A 1708-nucleotide genomic window follows, 5' to 3' on the forward strand; every position below is an offset into this window, starting at 1 on the left:
CGCTCTCGTTGCGCCCGCGCACCGGCAGCCGCTGGGTCAGGTCACCGTCACCCGAGGCGATCTCGCGCATGCGCAGCGCCAACCGCTGGAGCGGCCGTGACAGACTGCCGCCGAGCAGCCAGCTCACGAGCAGCCCCAGCCCGGCCAGACCGGCGCCCACCGCGAGCATCGCCAGGGTGTCCTGATGGCGCTGGCCGGCGAGCTGCTGCTGCAGGTCGTTGATACCGGCCATGGCCACGCTCTGGGGCAGGCTGATCAATACGATCCAGGGCTTGCCGTCGGCCGCGCCGACATGGAACGGCCACGCCATCTCGATCTGGTCGCCCTCCTCACGCAGCTCAGGCTGGCCCTGGCGAGCCTGTTCGAGCAGCGCATTGACGTCGGCATCGAACACCTCGCTGGCGTTCTTGCCCACGATCTTGGGGTCGTCGGTGTAGGCGGTGATTCCGCCACGCGGGGCGATCAGCGTCCAGTCGCCGGCACCGTCGTAAAGCGCACGGCTGGCGTCGTTGAGCAGCCCCTGGATGAAGTCGACCGAGAGATCGACCCCGGCGATGCCGCGGAACTCACCGTCGACCAGGATCGGCACGTTGAACGAGGTCACCATCAGCGTCTTGCCGTTGTAGTCGTAGGGGTGGGGATCCACCACACAGGGCTTCAGGGTCTCTTTGGGGCAGAGATAGTACTCGCCCACGCGTATCCCGCTGGCATTGATCTTTTCGCTCTCCATCGAGCTGCCGAGTGCGGCCACCGCGATCTTGCCGTCGGCGGTGCGATACCACCACGGCATGAAGCGCCCATCCTCGCCGTAGCCATCCGCCTCGCGGCCCAGATAGTTGGCATCACTGCCGAAGGCATTGGGCTCCCAGCCGATGAAGGCGTCGAGCAGGTCGGGATTGTCGACCACCGTCTGGCGCACCAGGTTGGAGAGCTCGTCGCGGCCCAGCGAGAGCCGCCGCCGGCCCTGGTCGTCGACCGCGCCCATCAGCGCATTGGTGTTGGCGAGGGAGTGCGCCAGGGTCAGGGCGTGATCGAGACGCGCCTGGATACGTTCGGCCTCGCGTCCGGCCACTGCGTTCAGGCGCTCGCGAATGCTGGCGGTCAGCAGCTCATCGGTGCGGCTGTCCACCAGCGCCTGCGAGCGGGTGTTGGCGTAGATGGTGTAACCCACCAGCGCCGCGACCACGAAGACAATGCACGCCCCCACCAGCAGCGTGACCAGCGTACGTATGGATTTGAAGTGCATAAGAGTGTCCCTCGTGGAAGGCAGTCGCGCCGGTGGCGCTACGAGCGATCGGCGCACGCCGTTCGCATAGGTTTATTGTTGGAATCAACTGGCCCCAGCCCGAACGGCCCGGGTCATCACGACACGGGCGCACTCGGCACTGTCTCTGGGATATCGCCGTTGCCAAAGCAAACTTTAGGGACGGTTTGAAAAGGTAAGGCTAGCGTAAAGACGCTCGCGCAAAGATAAGGAGAGAGCCGGGACTGACGCCCCGGCCATCCATCGGGTCAGCTCAACGCCGGGCGCTTGTGAGCCCCCGTGTCATCCAGGGTGAACACGCCCACCGTCTCGGCCAGGCGCTGCGACTCCTGCTGCAGCGCGGCCGCAGCGGTGGCAGTCTGCTGCACCATGCTGGCGTTCTGCTGGGTCACGCTGTCGAGTTCGGCCACCGCCAGGTTGACCTGACCAATGCCCTGGCTCTGC

General features: G+C 66.2%; 1 protein-coding gene and 1 pseudogene. Both read right to left on the reverse strand.

The window, feature by feature from the left end; genetic code table 11:
• On the reverse strand, positions 1-1246 hold a 1246-nt coding region (locus DOM67_RS19705; RefSeq protein ID WP_157958932.1), incomplete at its 3' end, for a HAMP domain-containing protein.
• A 266-nt stretch (positions 1247-1512) separates the two neighbouring features.
• Positions 1513-1708, reverse strand: a pseudogene (locus DOM67_RS19710) (chemotaxis protein); the annotation flags it as partial.

It is taken from the genome of Salinicola sp. RZ23, from assembly GCF_003206675.1.
In the GTDB taxonomy this organism is placed as follows: Bacteria; Pseudomonadota; Gammaproteobacteria; order Pseudomonadales; family Halomonadaceae; genus Salinicola; species Salinicola endophyticus.